Genomic DNA, 19,398 nt, shown 5'->3' on the forward strand with positions numbered 1-19,398 from the left:
TGCGCGGGCGCGACCGGAGGATCCCTGTCCTCTCGCAACGAGAGGCGGACTCAGGACATCACGGTCGCGGGTGCGCTTGGATGCCGGCCAGTTCGTCCAGGCCGAACGCCAGGTTGAGGTTCTGCAGCGCCTGCGTCGCCGCACCCTTGAGCAGGTTGTCGAGCGTGGACACCACCACCACGCGGCGGCCGTCCTCGGACAGCGCGAAGCCGCCGACCTCGACGTGGTGCCGGCCGGCGATGGCGCTGACCCACGGCGCGTCCTCGGTCACCCGCACCAACGGCTCGCCGTCGTAATGGCGGTGGTAGTGCTCGACCAGTTCCTCGCGGTCGAAGCGGCGTTCCAGATGCAGGTTCGAGGTCACGGTGAGGCCGCGGAAATGCGGCGCCACGTGCGGCATGAACTCGACCGGATGGCCGAGGTGGCGGGTCACTTCGCGCTCGTGCAGGTGGCCGGTCAGCGCGTACGGCATCAGGTTGTCGCGCAGCTTGTCGGGGTCGTTCTTGTCGGAAGGCGTGGTGCCCGCGCCGGAATAGCCGGACACGCCGAAGCACTGCACCGGCCCTTCCAGCACGTTGAGCAGCGGCGCGATCGCCAGCTGCATGGCGCTGGCGTAGCAGCCGGGATTGCTGATGCGGCGCTGGCCGTGGAAGCCCGCGCGGGTCAGTTCGGGCAGGCCGTAGTACCAGCGGTCGTCGAAGCGGTAATCGGCCGACAGATCGACGACGACCGGATCGACGCCGGCCGCGTCGAACGCGGCCACGCAGTCGGCGGCCTTGCCGTTGGGCAGCGCCAGCACCACCGCGTCGGCGCCCAGGCCGGGCAGTTCTTCGTGGCTGGGCGCGCTGTAGCGCAGCTCGGGGTTCTTGGCCGCGTATTCGGGGATATGGTCGGCGAGTTTCTGCCCCGCCAGTTCGCGCGAGGACACGAAGGCCAGCTCGAACTGCGGATGCGCGGCGATCAGGCGGACCAGATCGGCGCCGACGTGTCCGCGCGCGCCGACGATGCCGATGGACTTAGCCATGCGCGCCACCCGCGGCGTGTCGGTCGAGTTTGTATTGCAGGCTGCGCTTCACCGCCGGCCACTCCGTATCGATGATCGAGAACGCGACCGTGTCGCGCGGGCTGCCGTCGGCGTGACGGCGATGGTTGCGCAGCACGCCGTCCTGCTTGGCGCCCAAGCGCGCGATCGCGGTGCGCGAGGCGAGATTGAACCAGCTGGTTTCGAAGCCTACCGCAATGCAGCCCAAGGTTTCGAACGCATGTCCCAGCAACAGCTGCTTGGCCTGCGTGTTCAGGCCGGTGCGCTGCACGCGCGGGGCGTAGAAGGTGTAACCGATCTGAACGCGCGGGACCGCGGCGTCCATGTCGTAGTAACGGGTGCTGCCGACCACCTCGCCCTGCCCGTCGAGCACGGCGAAGGCCCAGGCCGCGCCGCGCTCCTGCATCGCCAGCGCGGCGTCGATGTAGGCGTCGACGCCTTCGGGCGCCGGCACGTTGGTGTACCAGGCCTGGGCCAGTTCTCCGCCGGCCAGGGCCGCGCGCAGGCCGTCGGCGTGGGCGCGGCGCAGCGGCTCCAGGGTCACGTGCTCGCCGCTCAGGCGCGGCTGCGCGTTCCAGGCATCGGTGCCGGCCATCTCAGTCCTCCAGGGTCGGCGTGCGGCGGCCGGCGTAGGCGACGCAGTCGGCGATCTCGTCGAAGCCGTCCATGCCGTACCAGAACACCTTCCATTTCTCCTGCTTGAGGCAGCCGTCGGATTCGGAGTAGTAGAACGGATTGACCGGATTGCCGTGGCGCGAACGCCAGAACACGCTCGGATTCTGCTCGCGCATCACCTGCCACACCGCGCGGCCGAGGCCTTCGCCCTGGGCGTCGTCGAGCACGGCGAATTTATCGAGATAGGTGCGGCCGTCGGCTTCGATCAGCACGATGGCGGCGCGGTAGTTCTCGCTGACATAGGCCTGCTTGAGCTTCGTGTTCTCGAAGTAGCCGTCGACCAGCTTGCGGCCGAAAGCCGAATCGATCAGGCCGCGCAGGCGCGCGAGGTCCAACTCGTCCCAGCGCGAGGCCTGCAGTACCCGCTCGCCGCGCCGCACCAGGGTGCCCGAGCCCTTATGGGTGAACAGTTCCTTGGCCAGTTCGGACGGCTTGGTGATCGACACCGACGAGGTCAGCGGCAGCTTGTCGAGCAAATCCTTGATCTGTTCGATCTTCACCTTCATGCCGCCGTTGATCCACGGCTGCTGGATCAGGTGTTCGTATTCGGTCGACAAGTTGATCGAATCGATCACCCGGCCGTTGTCGTCGAGCAAGCCGCCGGTGCCGGTCAGGAACACGATCTTGTACGGCTGCAGCACCTGCACCAGTTCGTTGGCGGCGAAATCGGCGTTGACGTTGAGGATCTGTCCGCCGGGGGTTTCGCCGAGGCTGGCGATGACCGGGATCGAGCCGGCCTGCAGGCTGGCTTCGATCGGCGCGAGGTTGACCTTCTTCACTTCGCCGACCAGGCCGTAGGTGTCGCGGTCGAGGAACTCGGCCTCGAACACGCCGGAGATGATCGAGGTGGCGCGGCCGTCGCCGGATTGCAACGCTTCGACCAGCTTGAGGTTCTGCGACTGGAACACGCGGCGCACGATCGCCAGCGCTTCGGGCGAGGTCACGCGCAGGCCGCCCACGGTCTGCTTGACGATGCCGGCGGCGGAGAGTTCCTCGTCGAGCTGCGGGCCGGCGCCGTGGATGACGATGGGGGTCAGGCCCACGTCCTGCAGGAACGCCAGCGACGAGGTCAGCGCGGCCAGATCGTCGCGCAGCACCGCGCCGCCGACCTTGACCACGGCGAAGCGCTTGGAGTCGAGCTGGGAAAAGCGCTTGAGGTACTGCGAGATTTCCTTGGCCGAGGCCATGCTCGACAGCAGCCGCACGATGGTCTGGCGGGTCTGCAGGTGGTTGTCCATGGAAACGCTCATTGCGCCTTGCTCCCGATGATGCGCGCTACGCTGTGGGCGTAGCGTTCGAGTTGGTCCAGCGCGACCCATTCGTCGGCGGTGTGGGCCTGGGCGATGTCGCCGGGGCCGTAGACGATGGCGGTGAGGCCGCCGGCCGAGAACAGCGAGGCTTCGGTCCAGAAGTCCACCGCGTTGCCGATCGGCAGCTCGAGCGCGTCGGCGAGGTCGCGCGCTTCCAGGCGGCGGTTCTCGGCGTCGGCGACGTCGCCGCCCGGCAGCGGCGGGCCGCGGAAGGTTTCTTCGTAGCGTTCGATGGCGCCGGCGTCGTTGAGCGTGCCGAAGAGTTCGTGCAGGCCGTCGATGGACTGCGAGGGCAGCGGACGGAAGCCGAAGCGCAGCTCGGCGCTGGGCGCGATCATGTTGGCCTTGATCCCGCCTTCGATGCGGCCGATGTTGAAGCGCAGGCCGGTCAGGCCGCCGAAGCGCTGATGCGACTGCGCTTCGACGTAGTCCAGCGCCTTGCCGCCCCAACGCACGGCTTGGTGCAGCGCGCTGGCCTGCATGGCGTTGGCGCTCGAGGCATGTCCGGCGACGCCGCGGAAGCGCAGCAGCACCGAGCTGATGCCGCGGTGGGCCAGCACCGCTTCGCACATCGTCGGCTCGGCGACGATGGCTTCGGTGAAACCGTGGTTAGTCGCGAGGAAGCCGGCGATGCAGCGCGCGTCGTTGGCTTCTTCGTCGGTGGAGAACAAGAACGCGGCGTCGCCGTCGGTGACCGCGGCGGCGGCCAGCAAGCACGCGGCGGCGCCCTTGATGTCGCAGGCGCCCAGGCCGATGGCGCGGTCGCCGGTGACGCGCAGCGTGTGCGGGTCCGCGCTCCAGGCTTCCGAGGAGGGCACGGTGTCCAGATGCACGTTGAACAGCCGGCGCGGGTTGCCGCGCACGGCCAGCATCGACACCGCGCCGGCGCCGAAGTCGGTCACCTCGATGCGGAAGCCCGGCAGCTGGCTGCGCAGGTAATCGAAGATGCCGCCGGTGCCGATCTCGCGCGGCGGGTTGCGGGTGTCGTGGGAGACCAGGGCGTGCAGGTGGTTTAGGACTTCGGGGAGCATGGTCGGGTTCGAGTCTTTCGCTTGGGTGCGGAAGAGGAGATAGCGGTTAGGAGTCAGGAGATAGCGGAGCAGGAGCAGGAGCGGCTTTTCGCTAGCTCCTAACTCCTATCCGCTATCTCCTAGGCGTCAGCCCTTGCGGTTGATCTCCGCCCACAACGTGCTGCTCATACCGAACAGCTTGATGAAGCCCTCGGCCTCGGCCACGCCCCAGTCGGCCGCTTGCGCGTAGGTCGCGCCCTTGGCGTTGAGGATGTGCGGCGAGTCGATGGCCACGGCGTTGACGAGGCCGCCTTGGGTTTCCAGGGTGACTTCGCCGTTGACCGTGCTCTGCGAGCTGGCCAGGAAGGCTTCCAGGTCGGTCTTGAGCGGGTCGTGGTAGAAGCCTTCGTACACCAGCTCGACCCACTTGCGTGCGACATCGGGCTTGAAGCGGTTCTGCTGCTTGCTCAGCACCGCCTCTTCCAGCGCGCGGTGCGCGGTCAGCAGCGCGGTCAGGCCCGGGGCTTCGAAGATGATGCGGCCCTTGAGGCCGATGGTGGTGTCGCCGGTGTAGAGGCCGCGGCCAACGCCGTACTGAGCAAAAAGTCCGTTGAGCTTAGCGAGTAACACATGGCCTGCGCAGGCCTGTCCGTCCACCGCGACCGCCTCACCGTTCTTGAAGGTCAGCGTCACCCGCAGCGCTTCGCTCGGCCACTCGCTGCGCGGCTTGCACCAACCCACCGCGCCCTCGCCCGGCGCCTGCCAGCGGTCGATCTCGCCGCCGGACATGGTCAGGCCGAGCAGGTTCTCGTTGATCGTGTAGGCCTTCTGCTTGGCGCGCACGCCGAAGCCGCGCTCTTCCAGGTACTTCTGCTCGTAGGCGCGGACTTCGGTGTGTTCCTTCTGGATTTCACGGATCGGCGCGACGATTTCGTAATCGCCCAACGCCTTCACCGCCAGATCGAAGCGCACCTGATCGTTGCCCATGCCGGTGCAACCGTGGGCGATGGCCTTGGTGCCCAGTTCGGCGGCGCGCTTGAGCGCGGCTTCGACGATCAGGTAACGGTCGGACACCAGCAGCGGGTACTGGCCCTGATAGCCCTCGCCGGCCCACACGAACGGCTTGACGAAGCCCGACCAGATCGCCGGACCGCCGTCGACGGTGACGTGGCTGGTCACGCCCAGTTCGGCGGCGCGCTGTTCGATGAAGGCGCGCTCCTCGGCATCAACGCCGCCGGTGTCGGCGAACACGGTGTGCACGGCCCAGCCGCGCTCTTGCAGGTAAGGCACGCAGAAGCTGGTGTCGAGGCCGCCGGAGAAGGCGAGGACGATGGCGCGGTCGGTCATGGGGGAATCCAGGGTAGAAGTTAGCGAATAGGAGGTAGGAGATAGCGAAAGCGGGAGCGCGGAGAGGTGGGAGAGATCGGCGAAACGCTTTTCGCTATCTCCTAACGCCTATCCGCTATCTCCTAGATCAACGCGGCCATGATCGCCTTCTGCACATGCAGACGATTCTCCGCCTCGTCGATCGCGATGCAGTTCGGCGAATCCATCACGCCGTCGGTGGCCTTGACGTTGCGGCGCAGCGGCAGGCAGTGGCTGAAGACGCCGTTGTTCGTCAGCGCCATCTTGGCTTCGTCGACGATGAAGTGCTTGTACTGGTCGCGGATCGGCTTTTCCGGGCCCCAATTGCCGAAGTACGGCAGCGCGCCCCAGCTCTTGGCGTAGACGACATCGGCGCCGGCGTAGGCGCTTTCGATGTCGTGGCTGACCTGCAACGAGCCGCCGCTCTCGGCGACGTTCTGTTCGGCCCAGCCCATGTAGCGCTCGTCGAGCACGTACTCGGGGGTCGGGCACAGCAGGGTCACGTCCATGCCGAGGCGCGTGGCGATGGTCAGCGCCGAGTTCGCCACCGCGGTGTTGAGCGGCTTGGGGTGGTAGGTCCAGGTCAGCACGTACTTCTTGCCGCGCAGGTCGGTGGTGCCGAAGCGCTCCTGCAGGGCCAGCGCGTGGGCGAGCTCCTGGCAGGGATGGGTGATGGTCTCCATGTTGATGACCGGCACCGGCGAATACTTGGCGAAGCTGTTGAGCACGACATCCTGGCGGTCGTAGGCCCAATCGACGAATTTCGGGAACGCGCGCACGCCGATCAGATCGACGTAGCGGCCCAGCACGCGCGCGACTTCGGCGATGTGTTCCTCGGTGTCGCCGTCCATCACCGTGCCCAGGTCGAACTCGATCGGCCACGCGTCCTTGCCCGGCTGCAGCACGATGGCGTGGGCGCCGAGCTGGAACGCGCCCAGCTCGAAGCTGGTGCGGGTGCGCATGGACGGATTGAAGAACACCAGGGCGATGGATTTGCCCTTGAGCTGATCGCCGAGCTTGTTGCGCTTGAACGCAGCGGCCTGGGCCAACAGCGCGTCGAGGTCGGGGCGCGACCAGTCCTGGGTGTTGAGGAAGTGCTTCATCGTCATGCGGCGGTCCGGTAGAGGTGGAGCGGGAAAGAGGGGAACGAAGGGAACGGGGAATGGAGAGGGCGATGCGCTTCCGGCGCGGCAATGGATCCCACGCCGCCCGCGTTGCCGCCATTCCCCGATCCCTTCATTCCCCTCTTTCCCGTTTGCGAAAGACCAAAAGCAAAAAAGCCCAGCGCTAGGCTGGGCTTTTCGTGTGTGCGGCTTGTTACACGAACGACGGCGAGCGCCGTCACCCAGCGGATTGGCAGGGCAACGGTCGGCGCGCGCGCGAGGTCATTCCCGCCGCCATGTAGGCGGAGGTGAGCACGTCGGCGTCGGCGTAGTTCGGGTTCATGAGGCCGCGAATGCTCGCATGCGGCGGCCGTGGGCGCAAGCCGCCGGGCCCGCAAATGCGAACCCCGCCGGTGGGCGGGGCGGATGGGCGGCACGGGAACGGTGTCGGCGCAGCGCTCAACGCGAGGTGCTGATCGGAGACACCACCGGGGTCACCGCGACCCGGACCTTGAGCTTGTTGCCGGGGTCCTCGGGCAGGCGCGAGCGGAACCGGGCGCCCTTGTAGACGTAGTCCACGTCGTAGGCGATGGGCCGGCGGAATTCGCGCTCGACCGGCACCGGGCGGCAGTTCTCGCCGGTGCTGGGCTTGGGGTCGCGCTCGCGGCCCAGGGCCTCGCGCACCGAACCCAGCACCCGCTGGAAGCGCGAGTCGGTCTTGTCTTCGGGGTCGCACTGCTGCTCGACTGTGGTCGCGCGCAGGGTCTGGTAGACCGGGGTCACCCGCAGCACCTGCGCATAGTCGAAGCGCACGTTCTCCGCTTGCAGCACCGTGTGCTGCTGGGCCGGCGCGGGCGCCGCCCACAGGACCGCCAAAGCGCCGGACAGCGCCAGGATCGGGACCTGCGGGAGAAGTCGGTTCATCGGGCTCGCGGGGTTGGATTCGTGAATAAAGTGTAAGAGCAGTCTGCGGGGACGGCCTGAATCCTGCCTTTAGACCACGCGCCGCGGCACCTCGCGGCCGCCCCGCCCGGTCCGCGCGCGGGGTCCTGGGGCGCGGCGGCCCGGTGTCGGGTCCAGGTCCGCGACGGGCCCGGATCGGGCGAATTGCCCGGATCTCGCCCGCCACGATGGCCCCGTCGGACCCGCGCGGCCGCTAGAATGAACCCGAACCCAAGTCCCGCATCCATGAGCCTGCATCTCTATAACAGCCTGTCGCGACAGGTCGAAGCGTTCGCCCCGCTGGATCCGGCCCGCCCGACGATGTACGTCTGCGGCCCCACGGTCTACAACTACGCCCACATCGGCAACGCCCGCGGCCCGGTCGTGTTCGACGTGCTGGCCGGGCTGCTGCGCCGCCGCTACGGCGCGCTGGCCTACGCCCGCAACATCACCGACGTGGACGACAAGATCAACGCCGCGGCGGCCGAGCAGAAGGTGCCGATCTCGGCCATCACCGAACGCTTCGCCGCGATCTACCGCCAGGACATGGGCGCGCTCGGCGTGCGCCTGCCGGACCTGGAGCCGGCCGCGACCGCGCACATCGGCGAGATCGTGGCCATGATCGGGCGCTTGATCGACAGCGGCCACGCCTACGAGGCCGAGGGCCACGTGCTGTTCTCGATCGAGAGCTATCCCGACTACGGCAAGCTCTCGCGCCGCGACATCGACGACATGCGCGCCGGCGCGCGCATCGAGGTCGCGCCGTACAAGCGCGACGCCGGCGATTTCGTGCTGTGGAAGCCCTCCAGCGGCGACCTGCCCGGCTGGGACTCGCCCTGGGGCCGTGGCCGCCCGGGCTGGCACATCGAATGCTCGGCGATGGCCGCCGCCCACCTGGGCGAGACCATCGACATCCACGCCGGCGGCAACGATCTGATGTTCCCGCACCATGAGAACGAGATCGCGCAGAGCGAATGCGCGCACGGCGGCAAGGTGTTCGCGCGGTTCTGGCTGCACAACGGCATGCTGACCTTCGACGGCGAGAAGATGGCCAAGTCGCGCGGCAACATCGAGACCGTGCACGATCTGCTGCGCAAGCATCCGGCCGAAGCGCTGCGCTACGCCTTGCTGTCGGCGCATTACCGCCAGCCGCTGGACTGGTCGCCCAAGCTGATCGAGCAGTGCGCGCGCACGCTGGACCGGCTGTACGGCACCTTGCGCGATCTGGCCGGCGTCGATGTCGGCGAGGTCGCCATCCCGGCCGAAATCGAAGCCGCGCTCGACGACGACCTGGGCACGCCGCAGGCGCTGGCCGAGATCGCCCGCATCGCCGCCGAGGCGCGCAAGGCGACCGATCCGGCCGAACAGGCGCGGCTCAAGCGCGAGCTGCTCGGCGCGGGTTTCGCCCTGGGCCTGCTGCAGCAGGATCCGGCCGCGTGGTTCGCCGGCGCCGCCGGCGATCAGGACGACGAACGCATCCAGGCCTTGGTCGACGAGCGCAACGCGGCCAAGAAGGCGCGCGATTTCGCCCGCGCCGACGCCATCCGCCAACAGCTCGCCGACGAGAACATCCTGCTCGAAGACACGCCGCAGGGCGTGCGCTGGGTGCGCAAGCGCCCCGAGCCCCAGAAGACCGAAACGGCCGGTTCGTGATTTGCGTCCGCCCGGGCCTTGTCCGGGCGGACCCGCGCCGCCACTTAGCGATCCGATGAACGCCCCCGCCCTCCCCGCCTCGCCCTTCCCGCTCGAACCCACCGCCGCCGACGCCCAAGCCGCGATCCGCGACGAATTCGCCTTCTTCGGCGACTGGTCCGAGCGCTACCAATACCTGATCGACCTCGGCCGCAAGCTGCCCGACCTGCCGGCGGCCTACAAGACCGAGGAGTACCGTCTGCTGGGCTGCCAGTCGATGGTGTGGATCGTCACCGAAGGCGACGCCGACCGGCTCACCTTCCACGCGATCAGCGACTCGGCCATCGTCTCGGGCCTGATCTATCTGGCGTTGCGCGTCTATTCCGGCCGCAGCGCCACCGAGATCGTCGCCACCTCGGCCGATTACATCGCCGAGATCGGTCTGGCCAAGCACCTCTCGCCGACCCGCAGCAACGGCTTGGCCGCGCTGCTGGCCTTCATCCGCGAACAGGCGCAGCGGCGGTTGTGAGTTCCGGCAGCGCCCGCGCGGACGACTCCGACTCCGGTCCCAACGGACCGAACGCAAACGGAGGCGACGCGGGCGGACCGGTCGCCGCCTCGCGCCTGCTGCGCAATCCCGGCTTCGTCGGTCTGCTGACGTATCGCCTGCTGGCGATGCTGTCGTACCAGATCGTCGCGGTGACGGTCGGCTGGCACGTCTACGAACTCACCCGCGACCCGCTCGCGCTGGGCATGATCGGCCTCACCGAGGTCATTCCCTATTTCTGCTTCGCGCTGTTCGCCGGCTACGCGGTCGATCACCTGCCGCGGCGCAAGCTCGGCATGTTCGCCTGCCTGGGTTTGCTGCTGACCACGCTGATGCTGGCCGGCGTCGCCAGCGGCACCCTGCCGGCCGGCGCGTTCGGCATCGGCACCTTCACCATCTTCGCCGCCATCGCCGTCAATGGCGTGGTGCGCGCGTTCCTGTCGCCGGTGTACATGTCGCTGTTCGCGCGCGTGCTCAAACGCGAGCACTTCGCCCGCGGCGCGGGCGTGAGCAGCGTGGTGATGCAGACCGGGCTGGTGCTGGGTCCGGCTTTGGGCGGCGTGTTGGTCGCCTGGGGCGGCAAGACCTCGGCGTATCTGGTCGCGGCGTTCTTCGCCCTGGCCGCCGCCATCGCCATCATTACCTTGCGCGTGACCGAACCGCCGCCGGCGGCCGAGCGCGCGCCGGTGTTCCAAAGCATCGGCGAAGGCCTGCGCTTCGTGTTCAACAACCAGGTCGTGCTCGGCGCGCAGGCGCTGGACATGTTCTCGGTGCTGTTCGGCGGCGCGGTCGCGCTGTTGCCGGCCTTCATCCACGACGTGCTGCATTACGGCCCCGAGGCGCTGGGCGTGTTGCGCGCGGCGCCGGCCGCCGGCGCGGTGCTGATAGGTCTGTGGCTGGCGCGGCATCCGCCGCAGAAGCACGCCGGACGCCTGTTGCTGTGGGCGGTGGCCGGTTTCGGCCTGTGCATCATCGGCTTCGCCTTGTCGCGCGAGTTCTGGCTGTCGGCGCTGATGCTGATGCTGTCGGGCATGTGCGACGGCGTGTCGGTGGTGCTGCGCTCGACCATCCTGCAGCTGTCCACGCCGGACGAAATGCGCGGACGGGTGTCGTCGATCAACGGCATCTTCATCGGCTCGTCGAACGAGTTGGGCGCGTTCGAGTCGGGACTGGCGGCGAAGCTGATGGGGTTGGTGCCGTCGGTGATCTTCGGCGGCTGCATGACCTTGGCCGTGGTCGGCGCGACCGCGAAGCTGGCGCCGAAGCTGCGCCGGTTGGACCTGCGCGAATTGCAGTAGCGCCTCAGCGCGACTCGTCGCGATCGCGCTTGCGCTTTTGCGCCGCGTCCGGCGCGCGGCGCATCGCGGTCGCGGCCACGCCGATCAACGACAGCAGCACGTTGAACAAGCCCAGGCCGATGGCGACGAAGGCATCGCCCAGGCTGCCGGCGTAACTGGTTTCGACGTCGCGGCCGAGCAGGTTCCAGCACAGCACGCCGAACAGCGGCGAGCCGACGAGCAGATTGAGCGCGAACATCGACACCGCGGCGTAGCGCACGTACGCGCGCGACCAAAACCACAGCAGCGCGTTCCAGCCCGTCAATACGAGCGGGCCGAGGGCCAGCAAAGCATCGTCCATGCGCGTTTGTCTCCGAACGGTGGCGACATCCTAGCCCCATTCGCCGCCGCGTTGCCGCTCAGCCGCGCCGCGCCCAATCCGCGTACAGGCCGGCCTCGCCGTCCGGCAGCAACCGCCGCAGCGGCAGGCGCTGCTGCGCGGGCGGCAGCGCCATTTGCGCGTAGACCGCGGCGGTCGACAAACCGAAGGCGTCGCCGTCCTCGTTGGAGTACGCGTAGTAGGCCGCTTCCACCCCGCACAGGTGCATCGCCGCCAGGCACATCGGGCAAGGATGGCCGCTGGCGTAGATCGTGCACCCGTCCAGGCGGGTCAGGCCGAGCGCGAGCGCCGCTTCGCGGATCGTCAGCAGTTCGGCGTGCGCGGTCGGGTCGCCGGTTTCGAGGATGCGGTTGGCGGCGCGCGCGATCACTTCGCCGTCGCGCACCAGCACCGCGCCGAACGGGCGGCCGCCGGCGGCGGCGTTGGCGCGGGCCAGGGCCAAGGCTTCGCGCATGAATTCGAGATGACGCGGTTCGGCGGGGCGGTCGTTCATGGCGGACTCCGGCGATGAAGGTGGCGACAGCGTGCCTGCCGCGCGGTCGCGCGGCGTGGATCGATTCTGGCGGTTCGCGGTGGGCGCCGTCGCGGGGGCACGCGATCGGGTCTGCCGTCACCTTCGCGAACGCCGGCTGCTCGCAGCTCGCAGCGGTCGCGCCGAGCATGGCGCTGAAGTCTCTGGATCCCCGCCTTCGCGGGGATGACGGCTTGGAGGGACCGCGAGACTACGGATCGGGGATTCAAGCGACGAGGGAAGTGGAAAGACGCGACGCTGCCTGCCCGCCGGTTCGCGACCGCGCCAACGACACAAGCGACGCAGCGACGATACCGCCCACCGAAAACGCGAAAGCCCGGCCGAGGCCGGGCTTTCGTGGTCTGGCGCGAACGGGCGGGTTCAGTCGCCCATCTGCTTCTGCATGTGTTCCCAACGCTCTTGGGCGTCGATGGTGCGCTCGGCGGTCAGGCGCGCCTCCAGGCGCTCCAGGCCGATCTCTTCGCCGGTGTCGACGCAGAAACCGTAATCGCCCGAGTCCACGCGCTTGAGCGTGCTGTCGATCTTGCTGATCAGCTTGCGGTAGCGGTCGCGGGTGCGCAGTTCCAGCGAGTTCTCGGTCTCGCGGGTGGCGCGTTCGGCTTCGTCGCCGACGTCGCGCACTTCGTCCTTGAGGTTCTCGATGGTCTGCTTGGACTCCTCGACCAGATCCGTGCGCCATTGCAGCAGGCGTTGACGGAAATATTCGAGTTGCAGCGGGTTCATGTATTCCTCGTCCGAGGTCGGCTTATAGCCTTCCGGCACGATCGGACGGCCGGTCGCGGGATCGTTCGCGTACTGAACGACCTTGACCTTGGTCTTGGGCGCGGGCGAGGACGGCGCCTTGGTGGTCACCGCCACGGCGACCTTGCCGGCCGGCCGGGCCGCAGCGGACGCGGGCTTGCCGGCGGGAGGGTTGCTGGATGCTGTCTGGGTCACTGTGTTCTTGCTTTGGTCGGAGATGCTGACGGCCTGCTTGGCGGGCGCCGGAGCGCCGGTCCGGGCAGGCGGTGGGGTTTGGGCCGCGGCGGGCGCGGGTTGCTTCTTCACAGCTTGAGGCTTGTTCGCTTCAACTTTTTTAAGGTCGGGCTGGGTCGCGGCAGTTTCCTTGATCGGCGTCGCTTTGGCTGCGACCGGCTTGGCGGTCGGCTTCGCCGCCGCGGCGGGCTTGGCCGGAGCCGCCTTCTTCGCCGGCGCCGCCGGTTTGCTCGCGGCAGGCTTGGCTGCGGCCGGCTTGACCGGCGCCGCCTTCTTGGCGGGAGCGGCCTTGACCGGCGCCGCCTTGGCGGCCGGCTTGGCCGCGACCTTCTTCGCCGCCGCCTTGGCCGGCGCCTTCTTGACCGCCGGCTTGCTCGCCGCCGCCGTCTTCTTCGGCGCGGGCTTGGCCGCGGGCTTGGCGGCCTTCTTAGCGACGGGCTTGACGGTCTTCTTGGCGGCCTTGACGGCCTTCTTCGCAGGTTTTTTCACTGCCACGACAGGCTTGTCCTTCTATTCCCTGAGGGCGCCTCCGGACGCGGTCCGGAGACATCGCGGGCCAAGCATGACCCACCCGGCCATCAAATGCACATGCGCTCGATGACCGCAAGTGAAATCCGGCGCAACGCCGGTTTTCGCCCGGCCCGAACGGCACGGCTGTAGCGTTTCGCGCCGCGGCGGACCTTCGTCTTGCACTTGCCTTGTTTTGGGGAAAGCGCGCTGTTATACCCTGCCGGGGCACCCGCGGCAACCGCGCCGCGACGCGCCCGCTGGAGGCGTAAAATGCGCCCCAGCGCGCGGCTTTCGCCGCACCCTGTCCCCGCACCGTCACTACCGTTGCCGGCATTAAGGAAACGTGATCGCTCGTCTTCTCCTCGTCCTGCTGCGCGGCTACAAACGCTGGATCAGCCCCTTGCTCGGCCAGCGTTGCCGCTTCCATCCGAGCTGTTCGTCGTATTCGATGACGGCGATCGCGCATTACGGCGCGCTCAAGGGCAGCTGGCTCACGCTCAAGCGGCTGGCGCGCTGCCATCCGCTGCATCCCGGCGGCTACGACCCGGTGCCCGGCACCGAGGACGCCGCCGCCTCCCCCGACTCTTCCGGACACTGCTCATGCCATCGACCCTGATCGTCAACGCCCGCCTGGTCAACGAAGGACGCGAATACGAAGGCGACCTGCGCATCGACGGCGAACGCATCGCCGAAATCGGCGCCGGCTTGTCGGCGCGCGCCGGCGAGACCGTGATCGACGCGCGCGGCCGCCGCTTGCTGCCGGGCATGATCGACGACCAGGTCCACTTCCGCGAACCGGGCATGGAGTACAAGGCCGACATGGCCACCGAGTCGGCCGCGGCGGTGGCCGGCGGGCTGACCACGTTCATGGACATGCCCAACACCAACCCGCCGACGCTCGACGCCGCGGCGCTGGAGGACAAATACCGCCGCGCCGCCGGCCGCGCCTGGGGCAACTACGGTTTCTATCTGGGCGCGAGCAACGACAACCTCGCCGCGATCCAGTCGCTGGATCCGCGCACCGCGCCGGGCGTGAAGGTGTTCATGGGCGCGTCCACCGGCAACATGCTGGTCGACGATCCGGTCACGCTCGACGCGATCTTCCGCGACGTGCCCACGCCGATCATCACCCACTGCGAAGACACGCCGATGATCGACGCCGAACTGGCGCGTTATAAGGCCAAGTACGGCGACGACATCCCCGCGCGCTTTCATCCCGACATCCGTTCGCGCGAAGCCTGCAAGAAGTCGACCGAGCTGGCGATCTCGCTGGCGCGCAAGCACAACACCCGCCTGCACGTGCTGCACATCAGCACCGCCGACGAACTGGCGCTGTTCCAGCCCGGCCCGATCGAAGGCAAGCGCATCACCGCCGAAACCTGCATCCACTTCCTGCGCTTCGACCGCGAGGACTACGAGAAGCTCGGCCATCTGATCAAGTGCAACCCGGCGATCAAGGATCCGGCCGATCGCGAGGCGCTGATCCGCGCGATCGCCGACGGCGTGATCGACGTGCTCGCCACCGACCACGCGCCGCATACGCTGGAAGAAAAGGCGCGCCCCTACACCTCCGCGCCGAGCGGCTTGCCGCTGGTGCAGTTCGCGCTCAACGCCGCGCTGGAACTGGTGCACGAAGGCCGCCTGAGCACCGCGCAGGTGGTCGACAAGTTCGCCCACGCGCCGGCCAAGCTGTTCGACGTGATGCATCGCGGCTTCCTGCGCGAAGGCTATTTCGCCGACTTGGTGCTGATCGACGACGTGCCGTACACGGTTCAGCGCGAAGACGTGCTGTCCAAGTGCGGCTGGTCGCCGTTCGAGGGCCGCACCTTCCGCAGCCGCATCGCCTCGACCTGGGTCAACGGACAACTGGCGTGGGACGGCGCGGCCTTGACCGGCACGCCGCAGGGTCAGCGTCTGGCGTTCGATCGATGAGGTCGGCGTTGCGCGCGGCCGCGCTGCTGTGCGCGGCCGCGGCGCTGGCGCCGGTCGCGTCGGCGCAAGTGGTCGCGTCCGGAACGATTCCCGACGGCGCCGCCGTCGCAGCGCCGGCGCAAACCGGCGACGCGCGCATCGTGTTTCCCGCCTCCGTGCAGCAAGGCGCGATGGTGATCGGCAAGGTGGCGCCGGGCAGCATGGTGCGTTACGGCGGCCGCCAGTTGCGCGTAACGCCTTACGGCAGCGTGGTGTTCGGCGTCGGCCGCGACGCGACGGGCACGCTCAGCGTCGAGGTGCAGCCGCCGGGCGGCGCGCCGCAGCGCGTGGGCATCGCGGTGACGCCGCGCGATTTTCCGACCGAATACATCAGCGGCGTGCCGCCGAAAACGGTCAATCCGCCGCCGGAGATCGCCGCGCGGATCGAGCGCGAACAAGCGCAGGTGACCGCGTCGCGCGCGCGCGACGACGAGCGCCCCGATTTCGCCCAACCGTTCCAGTGGCCGGTGCAGGGCCGCATCAGCGGCCGCTTCGGCAATCAGCGCGTCTACAACGGGCAGAAGGGCTCCGGCCATTCGGGCATGGACATCGCCGCGCCCACCGGCACCGCGGTGAAGGCGCCGGCGGCCGGGGTGATCACCTTCGCCGCGCCGGACCTGTATCTCACCGGCGGCACCGTGCTGCTCGATCACGGCCACGGGATCAGCTCGAATTTCCTGCACCTCTCGCGCATCGACGTCAAAGTCGGCGACCGCATCGCCCAAGGCCAGACCCTCGGCGCGGTCGGCGCGACCGGGCGCGCGACCGGGCCGCATCTGCATTGGGGCATGAATTGGTTCGATGTGCGGATCGATCCGCTGTTGGTGTTGGAGCGGGCGCAGGCGGCGGGCAAGCCGGCGCCTTGAGCCGGGGCTCGCGGGGGTTTCGTAGGAGCGGCGTGAGCCGCGATTGCTGGGCGGCAGATCGCGGCGCGGCCATCGACACGCCCGGCGGCTTCGCCGGCTGCGGCTGCGTTCGTCGTAATTGCATTGGCGCGGTCGCGGCTTACGCCGCTCCTACAGGGAGCGGTCGAGGGTTGCGATCTGCCTGTAGGAGCGGCGTGAGCCGCGATTGCGGGGCGGCAGATCGCGACGCGACCATCGATGCGCCCGGCGGCTTCGCCGGCTGCGGGCTGCGTTCGTCGTAGTTGCATTGGCGCGGTCGCGGCTTGCGCCGCTCCTACAGGGAGCGGGCGAGGGTTGCGATCTGCCTGTAGGAGCGGCGTGAGCCGCGACCGTGAAGCGGCAGATCGCGACGCGACCATCGATGCGCTCGGCGGCTTCGCCGGCTGCAGGCCGCGTTCGTCGTAATTGCATTGGCGCGGTCGCGGCTTACGCCGCTCCTACAGGCGGCGACCGGACTACAGCTCGAGCGGTTGCAGCGAGGGCGACAGTTCCAGCTCGCGCATGCGCACGCACTTGGGGTTGGGCAGGCGCGGGCCGGCCAGCGCCAGCAAGGCGTTGCCGCGTTCCATCAGGCCCAGGCGCTGCCGCGCTTGGGCGAGCGCTCGTTCGAGTTCCTCGGCGTCGGCGTGCAGGCCGGCGGCGAGCGGGTCGCCCTCCGCGAGCCCCAGCGCTTCGCGTCGCGACGGGCGCAGCCACGATCCGATCTGCGGCCACAACGCGTCCCAATCCAGTTCGGGAAACGCCTGCGTCGGCGGCGCGGCGGCGGGCAGGTTCGGGGCGAGCCGGCCGCGCGGTTGCGCGGGATTTTCGGCGAAGCAGCGGTAGACGAATTCGCTCGCGCTCATCGCCCCCGCGCTGTCGGCGGCGGCGTGCAGCAGGGCTTCGCGCAAGGCCGCGCGCAGCGGCGCCGAATCGGGCAGCGCGCGGTCGCGCAGCGCGGCGGCGCGGCCGAGCGCGGCCAGCGGGTCGCCGGAAAACGCGGGGCGGCGCAGCGACAGGGCGTGGGCGAGCACGGCGATGCGGTCGGGATCCTGCAACGGGCGCGCGGCGACCAGGGGCCGGCGCGCCTGCGCTTCGAGCAGTTGTTCGTCGGCCAAGCATTCGGCCAGCGGGCGTTCGATCACCCCGCCCGAGCCGGTTTCGATCAGATACCCGGCGCGGCCGACCACGGCGGCGTGATCGAAGCGGCTGTCGCCGAACCATGCGGTCAACGCCGCGAGCGGGCCGCGCCGGCGCAGCAGCAGCACGTCGCCGGTGCGCAGCCGCGCCGCCGACGCCGCGCCGCCGTCCGGGGTCACGAAACCACCTCGCGCTCGGCGTCGGCGCCGTGCGCGGTGACCCGGTCGCGGCCGGCGGACTTGCTCGCGTACAGCGCCGCGTCGGCGCGTTCGAGCAGTTGCTCCGGGGTTTCGTTGGGCTGCAGTTCGGCCACGCCCAAGCTCAGGCTCACCGGCAACAGGCGGCCGTCGATCGACAGCGGGCTGCCGCTGACCGATTCGCGCAGATGCTCGGCCACCCGCGTGGCATCGCGCAGATAGGTGTCGGCCAGCACCACCAGCACTTCGTCGCCGCCGTAGCGGCCGAACAGATCGTAGGCGCGCAGGCGGTTGCGCGTGCGCAGGGCGACGATGCGCAAGGTCTCGTCGCCGACGCGGTGGCCGTGCTCGTCGTTGATGCGCTTGAAGTGGTCGATGTCGAAGAACACCACCGACAGCGGCCGGTGCGAGCGGTGCGCGCTGTCGACCGCGTTGCGCAGGCTCTGCGAGATCGCCGCGCGGGTCATCGCGCCGGTCAGGCTGTCGTAGGTGGCCAGGCGGTTGGCGGTGTCGCGGTCGCGGCGCAACTGCTGCAGCTTGGAGGTCAGGCCGAGCAGCAGCCCCAGCCCGCCGAACGCCAGGCCGACCGGGAAGGTGTATTCGAGCCAGCTGAACTCCGGCCACCACTGATGGTTGGCGCCGACCAGGACCACCAGCAGCGCCATCAACGGCAGCCACGCCAGCAGCAGGAAATAGGCTTCGCGCTGACGCCGCCACACCGCCACCACGGTCGCGTAGAGGATCAGCGCGACCACCGCCAGCAGGTTGAGGTTGCCGAACAGCGCGCTGTACTTCCAGGTGCGGAACAAGGTGACCAGGATCAGGCCGCCGAGCGAGTAGCTGCACCAGTCGAGCAGACGCGAGATCCGCGGCTGGGTCGCGCGCAGGCCGAGGAAGAAGATCAGGAAGCGGATGCTCGCCAGCACCGCCGCGGTGTTGAGCACGATGTTGGTGCGCGCGTCCGGAGCGATCTCGTTGAGCCACGGCACCACCCGCATCTCGCCGCCGTCGGAGGTCAGGGTGAGGATCTGCAGGATCAAGGTCAGCCCGAGATACGCGTAGCCGCGCTCGCGCAAGCCGATCCAGAAGCCGAACGCCAGCACCGCGACCACGCCCATCGCGGTCAGCACCACGCTGCGCAGGCCGACGTGCATCATGTCCTCGCGCTGGACCATCGCCAGCGGCTCGATCTCGACCTTGGACTGCATCAAGTCGGCGGCGAGCATGCGCAGGTACAGCGTGTCGCCCTTGCGCAGCCCCTTGGGCAGCGGGAACACGATCATCCGGGTGGAGTGGTTGAGGTCGATGTCCGGGCCGTAGATGGCGCGGCGCAGCGGCAGGTCGTCGCCGGGCCGCCACAGTTCGATCTCGCGGCGCGAGGGCCGGTCGATGGTCAGTTGCGGCGCGACCGCGACATCGACGTCCTGGTTGACCACCACCCGCCACCACGCCGGCTGGCCCTTGGGCGCCCACACCTGCTGGCCGGACACGGCCTCGAAGCGGCCGTCGAATTCGCCCGACAGCACCCGCGCGGGCACCGGGTCGCCCTGCGCGAGCCGCGACAGGCTCAGCGACGGGGCGCGGAAGTCGTTGGGGTCGTACGGGTCGCGCAGCGCCTGCGGCGCGGCGACGAGGGCGGACGAAGGCAGGGTCAGGGGCTGCGCCGACGCGATCGCCGCCACCGCCCACAACGCGAGCACGGCTACCCAGCCGCGCCAGCTTCCACCCCAGGGTGTCCCCATGCCCCTTCCGGTCACCAATCTGCTACGCCGAGCATAGCCCAAGGGGGCTGGTGGCCGGTGCGGGGGACCATCACGGTTTCCACCTTGAAATTGTGCTGACGCACACGCCTCCATGCATTGCCGCGCCGTCGCGGCCGGCCGTGG

Annotated in this window: 18 protein-coding genes; 6 read left to right on the forward strand and 12 right to left on the reverse strand. The window is 69.0% G+C overall.

Going from position 1 to position 19,398, the window contains the following annotated elements; genetic code table 11:
- Positions 1-58: 58 nt before the first annotated feature.
- The 7 genes from argC to J5226_RS20370 all read right to left on the reverse strand — a co-directional run bounded on the left by argC (position 59) and on the right by J5226_RS20370 (position 7,429).
- Positions 59-1,024 carry an N-acetyl-gamma-glutamyl-phosphate reductase gene (gene argC, locus J5226_RS20340; RefSeq protein WP_215836546.1) on the reverse strand — a complete coding sequence of 322 codons (966 nt, stop codon included), beginning with the start codon at positions 1,022-1,024 and terminating at the stop codon, positions 59-61.
- On the reverse strand, positions 1,017-1,637 hold the full coding sequence (locus J5226_RS20345; RefSeq protein WP_215836548.1) for a GNAT family N-acetyltransferase: 621 nt from the start codon (positions 1,635-1,637) through the stop codon (positions 1,017-1,019). Before J5226_RS20345 ends, argC begins: the two co-directional genes overlap by 8 nt.
- 1 nt (position 1,638) lies before the next feature.
- Entirely contained in the window at positions 1,639-2,967 is a 1,329-nt protein-coding gene (locus J5226_RS20350; protein WP_215836550.1) for an acetylglutamate kinase, read from the reverse strand.
- Positions 2,964-4,058 (reverse strand): acetylornithine deacetylase, encoded by a 1,095-nt coding sequence (locus J5226_RS20355; RefSeq protein WP_215836552.1) that lies wholly within the window; start codon positions 4,056-4,058, stop codon positions 2,964-2,966. Before J5226_RS20355 ends, J5226_RS20350 begins: the two co-directional genes overlap by 4 nt.
- Before the next feature lie 126 nt (positions 4,059-4,184).
- A complete protein-coding gene (locus J5226_RS20360) occupies positions 4,185-5,384 on the reverse strand; it encodes an argininosuccinate synthase (RefSeq protein ID WP_215836554.1) in 1,200 nt (399 codons plus the stop codon).
- A gap of 122 nt (positions 5,385-5,506) precedes the next feature.
- Positions 5,507-6,511: an N-acetylornithine carbamoyltransferase gene (locus J5226_RS20365; protein WP_215836564.1), complete on the reverse strand. Its 1,005-nt coding sequence runs from the start codon at positions 6,509-6,511 to the stop codon at positions 5,507-5,509.
- 453 nt (positions 6,512-6,964) lie between these two features.
- Positions 6,965-7,429 (reverse strand): hypothetical protein, encoded by a 465-nt coding sequence (locus J5226_RS20370; RefSeq protein ID WP_215836566.1) that lies wholly within the window; start codon positions 7,427-7,429, stop codon positions 6,965-6,967.
- A 264-nt stretch (positions 7,430-7,693) separates the two neighbouring features.
- On the opposite strand from J5226_RS20370, the gene cysS reads away from it, so the two are divergent.
- The 3 genes from cysS (at position 7,694) to J5226_RS20385 (ending at position 10,924) form a co-directional block, all read left to right on the forward strand.
- Complete coding sequence (cysS, locus tag J5226_RS20375; protein ID WP_215836575.1) at positions 7,694-9,100, forward strand: cysteine--tRNA ligase; 1,407 nt, start codon at positions 7,694-7,696, stop codon at positions 9,098-9,100.
- Positions 9,101-9,155: 55 nt separating this feature from the next.
- Entirely contained in the window at positions 9,156-9,608 is a 453-nt protein-coding gene (locus J5226_RS20380) for a SufE family protein (RefSeq protein WP_215836577.1), read from the forward strand.
- 95 nt (positions 9,609-9,703) lie between these two features.
- Positions 9,704-10,924 (forward strand): MFS transporter, encoded by a 1,221-nt coding sequence (locus J5226_RS20385; protein WP_255323131.1) that lies wholly within the window; start codon positions 9,704-9,706, stop codon positions 10,922-10,924.
- Between the two features lie 4 nt (positions 10,925-10,928).
- Here J5226_RS20385 and J5226_RS20390 read toward each other — a convergent pair whose 3' ends face one another.
- The 3 genes from J5226_RS20390 to dksA form a co-directional block, all read right to left on the reverse strand.
- Entirely contained in the window at positions 10,929-11,264 is a 336-nt protein-coding gene (locus J5226_RS20390; protein WP_215836581.1) for a hypothetical protein, read from the reverse strand.
- 58 nt (positions 11,265-11,322) lie between these two features.
- A complete protein-coding gene (locus J5226_RS20395) occupies positions 11,323-11,796 on the reverse strand; it encodes a nucleoside deaminase (RefSeq protein ID WP_215836583.1) in 474 nt (157 codons plus the stop codon).
- 399 nt (positions 11,797-12,195) lie between these two features.
- Positions 12,196-13,305, reverse strand: coding sequence for an RNA polymerase-binding protein DksA (gene dksA, locus J5226_RS20400; RefSeq protein WP_215836585.1), 1,110 nt, complete (start codon positions 13,303-13,305; stop codon positions 12,196-12,198).
- Between the two features lie 358 nt (positions 13,306-13,663).
- Between dksA and yidD the strand changes: the two genes are divergently transcribed.
- From yidD to J5226_RS20415, 3 genes are read left to right on the forward strand one after another with little or no spacing between them, the layout of a single operon-like run.
- Positions 13,664-13,936 carry a membrane protein insertion efficiency factor YidD gene (gene yidD, locus J5226_RS20405; RefSeq protein WP_096379068.1) on the forward strand — a complete coding sequence of 91 codons (273 nt, stop codon included), beginning with the start codon at positions 13,664-13,666 and terminating at the stop codon, positions 13,934-13,936.
- A complete protein-coding gene (locus tag J5226_RS20410) occupies positions 13,921-15,252 on the forward strand; it encodes a dihydroorotase (RefSeq protein ID WP_215836587.1) in 1,332 nt (443 codons plus the stop codon). The genes yidD and J5226_RS20410 overlap by 16 nt, the downstream gene beginning before the upstream one ends.
- Positions 15,249-16,157 (forward strand): M23 family metallopeptidase, encoded by a 909-nt coding sequence (locus tag J5226_RS20415; RefSeq protein WP_215836589.1) that lies wholly within the window; start codon positions 15,249-15,251, stop codon positions 16,155-16,157. The genes J5226_RS20410 and J5226_RS20415 overlap by 4 nt, the downstream gene beginning before the upstream one ends.
- A 494-nt stretch (positions 16,158-16,651) precedes the next feature.
- Here the strand turns inward: J5226_RS20415 and J5226_RS20420 are convergent, their stop codons facing one another.
- Complete coding sequence (locus J5226_RS20420) at positions 16,652-17,494, reverse strand: hypothetical protein (RefSeq protein ID WP_215836600.1); 843 nt, start codon at positions 17,492-17,494, stop codon at positions 16,652-16,654.
- Complete coding sequence (locus tag J5226_RS20425) at positions 17,491-19,254, reverse strand: diguanylate cyclase (RefSeq protein WP_215836602.1); 1,764 nt, start codon at positions 19,252-19,254, stop codon at positions 17,491-17,493. The genes J5226_RS20420 and J5226_RS20425 overlap by 4 nt, the downstream gene beginning before the upstream one ends.
- Positions 19,255-19,398 lie beyond the last annotated feature (144 nt).

This window comes from Lysobacter sp. K5869 (assembly GCF_018847975.1).
In the GTDB taxonomy this organism is placed as follows: domain Bacteria; phylum Pseudomonadota; class Gammaproteobacteria; order Xanthomonadales; family Xanthomonadaceae; genus Lysobacter.

What these genes read in the sequence shown, in the direction of transcription:
- argC (WP_215836546.1), bottom strand. Translation starts at nt 1,024, where the DNA reads ATGGCTAAGTCCATCGGCATCGTCGGCGCGCGCGGACACGTCGGCGCC.
- J5226_RS20345 (WP_215836548.1), bottom strand. Translation starts at nt 1,637, where the DNA reads ATGGCCGGCACCGATGCCTGGAACGCGCAGCCGCGCCTGAGCGGCGAG.
- J5226_RS20350 (WP_215836550.1), bottom strand. Translation starts at nt 2,967, where the DNA reads ATGAGCGTTTCCATGGACAACCACCTGCAGACCCGCCAGACCATCGTG.
- J5226_RS20355 (WP_215836552.1), bottom strand. Translation starts at nt 4,058, where the DNA reads ATGCTCCCCGAAGTCCTAAACCACCTGCACGCCCTGGTCTCCCACGAC.
- J5226_RS20360 (WP_215836554.1), bottom strand. Translation starts at nt 5,384, where the DNA reads ATGACCGACCGCGCCATCGTCCTCGCCTTCTCCGGCGGCCTCGACACC.
- J5226_RS20365 (WP_215836564.1), bottom strand. Translation starts at nt 6,511, where the DNA reads ATGACGATGAAGCACTTCCTCAACACCCAGGACTGGTCGCGCCCCGAC.
- J5226_RS20370 (WP_215836566.1), bottom strand. Translation starts at nt 7,429, where the DNA reads ATGAACCGACTTCTCCCGCAGGTCCCGATCCTGGCGCTGTCCGGCGCT.
- cysS (WP_215836575.1), top strand. Translation starts at nt 7,694, where the DNA reads ATGAGCCTGCATCTCTATAACAGCCTGTCGCGACAGGTCGAAGCGTTC.
- J5226_RS20380 (WP_215836577.1), top strand. Translation starts at nt 9,156, where the DNA reads ATGAACGCCCCCGCCCTCCCCGCCTCGCCCTTCCCGCTCGAACCCACC.
- J5226_RS20390 (WP_215836581.1), bottom strand. Translation starts at nt 11,264, where the DNA reads ATGGACGATGCTTTGCTGGCCCTCGGCCCGCTCGTATTGACGGGCTGG.
- J5226_RS20395 (WP_215836583.1), bottom strand. Translation starts at nt 11,796, where the DNA reads ATGAACGACCGCCCCGCCGAACCGCGTCATCTCGAATTCATGCGCGAA.
- J5226_RS20410 (WP_215836587.1), top strand. Translation starts at nt 13,921, where the DNA reads ATGCCATCGACCCTGATCGTCAACGCCCGCCTGGTCAACGAAGGACGC.
- J5226_RS20415 (WP_215836589.1), top strand. Translation starts at nt 15,249, where the DNA reads ATGAGGTCGGCGTTGCGCGCGGCCGCGCTGCTGTGCGCGGCCGCGGCG.
- J5226_RS20425 (WP_215836602.1), bottom strand. Translation starts at nt 19,254, where the DNA reads ATGGGGACACCCTGGGGTGGAAGCTGGCGCGGCTGGGTAGCCGTGCTC.